The organism is Streptomyces recifensis, assembly GCF_002154615.1.
Lineage (GTDB): Bacteria > Actinomycetota > Actinomycetes > Streptomycetales > Streptomycetaceae > Streptomyces > Streptomyces griseoluteus.
Map to the genome: position 1 here is coordinate 1 of NZ_MUNH01000424.1, position 5020 is coordinate 5020.

The following is a 5020-nucleotide window of genomic DNA, read 5'->3' on the forward strand; positions in this document are numbered from 1 at the left end:
CGAAGGCGCCCAGGGCGCCTGCCGCGGCGAACGTCCGCCGTCCGCCGGGGCGCAGGGCGAACCTGAGGGGCGGTTCGGCCGCGGGCAGCTCCAGGTCCACGGTCTCCGGGGTGGACAGGACCAGCGCCAGGCACCCTGCCATGGCGAGCGTGAAGATCGCCTGGGTGGTGATCAGGGGTGCGGGAAGCCACTCGGCGGCGGCGCCGGCGATGAGGGGTCCCGAGGCCAGGCCGCCGAGGTTGGCGGCGGTGGCCACGATGCCGGGCAGCACCGAACCCGTCCGGTCCGGGCGGGCCTCGTGGTGGAGGTCGTGCAGGTACGTCGTCGCGGTCGAGGCCATCAGCCCCAGTCCGGCACCGTTCAGAATCCGGCCCGCGATCAGCCCCGGCAGGTCCCGCCACACCATCAGTACGACCGACGCGAGGATGCCGACCAGCAGCGCCGGGACGATGATGCGCCGCCGGCCGAGCCGGTCCGACAGGTGCCCCAGTCCGAGGAAGGCGGCGGCCGCACCCACGACCATCGAGGCGTACGCCACCGTGACCGTGGTCGCGCCGAAGTGGTCCCGGGCCTCGTACAGCGGCCACAGCGGGGTCGGCGCGGTGCCGAAGGCCATCAGCACGGTGAAGGCCACCGCCACGAACCAGAAGCCGGTCGCGTGCGAGGCGCGGCGTCCGGCCGGGGCGCGGGCCGGCAGGCCGGCGGGAGCGGGTGAGTGGATCCGGTGGGTCGGGTCGCCGGGAGCGTCGGCTGTGGGACGGCTCAGCGGCGTCGGTGCGGCAGGCAGGGGTACCCCTCCTCGGGCGGAAGTGAATGGTGTCTTCCATCCTCCTCACCAGGCAGGATCAATGCCAACGAATGTTTTTGCTGGGCTCCAGCAATGCGAGTGATACTTCTCGTGTGGAGCTACGTCAGCTGGAGCACTTCATCGCGGTCGCCGAGGAGCTGAGCTTCACCCGTGCCGCCCGCCGGCTGCACGTGGTGCAGTCGGGGGTGTCCGCCGCCATCCGCTCCCTGGAGCGCGAGCTCGGCTGCGCGCTGTTCGAGCGCACGTCGCAGCAGGTCCGGCTCACCGGGGCGGGCGCGGCGCTGCTGCCGGAGGCCCGGGCCACCCTGCACGCCGCCCAGGCCGCCCAGGACGCCGTGCGCGCCGCCCAGGACACGCTGCGCGGCACGGTGAACGTGGGCGCGATGGCCTCGGTCGAGGTGGTGGACCTGCCCGCGCTCCTCGGGCAGCTGCACGCGCGGCATCCGGCGATCGACGTCCGGCTGCGGCTGGCGACCACCGGATCGGCGGGACTGGCGCACGCACTGCTCAGCGGGGACCTGGACGTGGCCTTCCTGTCGCTGCCCGAGCGCAAGCCCGCCGGGATCGACGCGACGGAGCTGGCCACCGTGCCGCTCGTCCTGGTGGTGAGCGCCGCCCATCCGCTCGCGGAGCGGGGGAAGTTGACACTCGCGGATCTGGCGGGGGAGCCCTTCGTGGACTTCCCGCCGGGCTACGGCAACCGCGAGGTGGTCGACCGGGCGTTCGCGGCGGCGGGCGTCGTACGCCGGGTGGCGCTGGAAGTGCCCGACATCGACATGGGGGCGGCACTGGTCCGACACGGTCTGGGCATCGCCTTCCTGCCCGCGTTCGCCGTCGCCCGCACCCCCGGCCTGCACGTCCTGGAGGTCCCCGGCACGGTGCTCCGCTGGAGCATGCACCTGGGCACGTCGTCGACCCGGCGGCCCAGCGCGGCGGTGGGGGCGCTGCTCGACCTGGTCGACCTCCACGTCATCGCGCCATGACGCCCGGGCCGCGGCAGGGACGTCAGCAGGTGTGAGCGGGTCCAGGCGTGGAAACCCGAGGGGCCCCGACTCCAGGGAGGCGTCATGAACGCCCATGCCACTGCCCAGAAAAGTCCCATCGCCACCGTCAATCCGTACACCGGTGAACGGGTTCGGGAGTTCCCGGCGCTGAGCGCCGAGGAGGTGGGGAACGCGATCGACGCGGCGCACCGCAGCTTCCAGGACTGGCGTACCCGGTCCAGGGCGGACCGGGGAGCCGTCGTGCAACGCGCCGGCCGGCTCATGAGGGAGCGCAAGGAGGAACTCGCGGGGCTGCTGACCCTCGAGGTCGGCAAGCTGATCAACTCGAGCCGTGCCGAGGTCGACCTCGCGTCCGACATCCTCACCTAACGGCGAACACGGCCCCGAACTGCTGCAGGAGCGCCCCCTGCCCGTCCCCGAGGGCACGGCCGTGCTGGTCAACGAGCCGCTCGGCGTCCTCCTCGGGGTGATGCCCTGGAACTTCCCGCTGTACCAGGTGGTCCGGTTCGCGGGTCCGAACCTCGTCCTCGGCAACACGATCCTGCTCAAGCACGCGAGCAGTTGCCCCCAGTCCGCACTGGCGCTCGAGCAGCTGTTCACAGACGCGGGTGTGCCCGCCGGGGTCTACACCAATCTCTTCGTACGGGGCCGGGACGTAGGGACGATCATCGACGACTCCCGGGTGCAGGGAGCGTCCCTGACAGGCAGTGAGCGGGCGGGCGTGAGCGTGGGCGAGATCGCCGGCCGCAATGTCAAGAAGTCCGTCCTCGAGCTGGGCGGCAGCGATCCCTTCGTCGTGCTGGACGCTCACAATCTCGACCGCACCGTCTACGCGGCGTTCCTCGGCCGGATGGGCAACACCGGGCAGTGCTGCGTGGCGGCCAAGCGCTTCATCGCCCTTGCCGACGTCTACGACGCCTTCCTCGCCGGGCTGCGTGACCGGATGGGCGAGGTCCAGCCGGGAGATCCGGCCGACCCCGCCACCACGCTCGGCCCGCTGTCCTCCGAGGCCGCGGCCGAACTCCTGATGGAACAGGTCCGTGACGCGGTGGACAAGGGAGCGACGGTGGTGCTGGGCGGCGGGCGGCCCGATCTCCCGGGAGCGTTCGTCGAGCCGACCGTCCTCACCGACGTCACACCGGACATGCGGGCCTACCGGGAAGAGCTCTTCGGCCCCGTCGCCGTCGTCTACCGGGTCGCCGACGAGGACGAGGCCGTGGCACTGGCCAACACCTCCCCCTACGGCCTGGGAGGAGCGGTCTTCGCCGCCGACCCGGAACGTGCTCGCCGCGTCGCCGACCGGCTGGAGGCGGGCATGGTGTGGATCAACCACCCGACAGCGTCCCGGCCGGAGTTGCCCTTCGGCGGCATCAAGCGGTCCGGTTACGGGCGCGAACTCGGCGAGGTGGGCATCGTGGAATTCGCGAACCGCAAGCTGGTGCGCTACGTCGACGCCGACGCCCCGATCGCGGAAGTACTGGGCTGACCCGCGAGCCGGTCGACGGCGCGCGTCGGCCGGCCCGCAACATCCGCGGTCAGCCCGGTCCGCCCAGCACGATCTTCCACACCCGCGTCGCCACCTGGAGGTTCAGCCGGTCCTCGACGTCCGCCAGGTCGTGGCCGCCGATCTCGCGGATGCGCTGGAGCCGATAGCGCAGCGTGCTGCGGTGGATCGCGAGGGAGTCGGCCGTCTCGTCGTAGTTGCCGCCGCAGTCGAAGTACCGGGACAGCGTCTCCACCATGGCCGCGTGGTGCCGGGAGTCGTAGTCGATGAGCCGCCCGAGCCACTCGTGGACGAACGTCTCCAGTTCCCCGTAGTCGCTGCCGGGCCCCAGGATGCGGTAGAGGCCGAGCTCGTCGAAGAACGTCGCGCCGTACCGCTCGCGGGAGTGGCGGCGCACGTCCATGGCGCGCTGCGCCTCCCGGTAGTGGTGGGGGATGGCGTCCACGGCGTCGCAGGGGGCGCTCACCCCGATCGTCCCGGACCGGGTCCCGGTCTCCCGGGCGAGCGCCTCGTACAGCGCGCAGGCGGGCGGCCTGTCGTCGGCGACAAGGACGACGTGCCCGGACCGGCGGGTCAGCAGCGAGCGCATCCCGACGGTGGAGGCCGCCCGGCCCACGGCCTGCGCGAAGGAATCGTCCGCCGTCCGGTTCGACCACCGCACCACCACGATGTAGTGGGTGCGGTGCAGGTCGTGTCCGACTGCCTCGGACCGGGCGTAGGCACCCGCTCCGGCCGTCCCTGCCAGGAGATCGTCGACCAGCTCCCGGTGCAGCCTCCGCTCCACCTCGGCCAGATCGCGCAGGTGCGCCAGCTCCAGGGAGAGCGACTTGGCGGCGTGGCCGAGCGCGAACACGGTGTGCTCGTCGGCCTCGTCCCGGACGTCGACCAGCGCGACCACGCCCAGGATCTCGCCCCGCAGACGGACCAGGGCGACCAGCCGGTCCTCCATCCGCACCGGCCCCGCCTCCCGGGCCACGGCGTGCAGCATCTCGTCCCGGCGCACGGGGTCGGGTTCGGGATAGGGGTCGGGGCGGCCGGGGCCGGTCCAGGACCTCAGCCGGCCGAAGCGGTCCTCGACCAGCGCGGGAAGCCCGGTGAGCCGGTGCAGTGCGCGGGTGACAACTTCCTCACCGCCGCCGCCGGAGGCAGCGACGCCGGCCAGGAGGGCGTGAACGGCCCGCTCGTAACCCAGCTCGGCCACCACGGAGATCAACTTCCGTTGGAGTGCCGTGCGTTCCTCCCGCAGCCGGCACAGCTCCAGCGCGTCCTCGCGCCGGCGGCGGAGCGCGAAGACGACCGACAGCGCGGCGGCGGTGTGCGCGACGAGCGTGGTGAGCAGGGAGCGCTCGGTCTCGGTGGGCCGGGAGCGGGACGTCACCACGAGGTAGCCGTGGAGTCCGTCCAGTCCGCGCAGGCCCATGGCCCGGCCCCATGCCCTGCCGGGTACGGCCACGGGACCGTCCTGCCCGGCCAGCTCCCGCACCCTCCGGCCCAGGGCCGAGGCGTGTGTCTGCCCGTTCCGCGGGGCGGGGACCAAATCGCCGCCCACCGTGAGATACGCGGCCTCGGCGCTGTACGGCCCGGCGGTGCCTATGTGTTCCATGGCCAGGCGCAGGATCTCGCCCTCGTCCGGGGCGTCGAACAGGGCTTGAGAGAGCTCCGTCAGGTCGTGGGGTGCAGGGTCGGCGGGCGTGCGGGCGGGTG

3 protein-coding genes and 1 pseudogene are annotated in these 5020 nt (G+C 72.7%); 2 read left to right on the plus strand and 2 right to left on the minus strand.

Features of this window, described 5'->3' with window-relative positions:
• Positions 1-640: MFS transporter (locus CCN33_RS21430; protein WP_140394613.1), on the minus strand; the 640-nt coding region annotated here is incomplete at its 3' end.
• Positions 641-900: 260 nt separating this feature from the next.
• Between CCN33_RS21430 and CCN33_RS21435 the strand changes: the two genes are divergently transcribed.
• Both CCN33_RS21435 and CCN33_RS21440 read left to right on the plus strand, forming a co-directional pair.
• A complete protein-coding gene (locus CCN33_RS21435; protein ID WP_086695181.1) occupies positions 901-1791 on the plus strand; it encodes a LysR family transcriptional regulator in 891 nt (296 codons plus the stop codon).
• Positions 1792-1875: 84 nt separating this feature from the next.
• Positions 1876-3298, plus strand: a pseudogene (locus CCN33_RS21440) (NAD-dependent succinate-semialdehyde dehydrogenase).
• Positions 3299-3347: 49 nt separating this feature from the next.
• Here the strand turns inward: CCN33_RS21440 and CCN33_RS21445 are convergent.
• Positions 3348-5020 (minus strand): PucR family transcriptional regulator (locus CCN33_RS21445; protein WP_244173892.1); only part of this gene is annotated, 1673 nt, incomplete at its 5' end.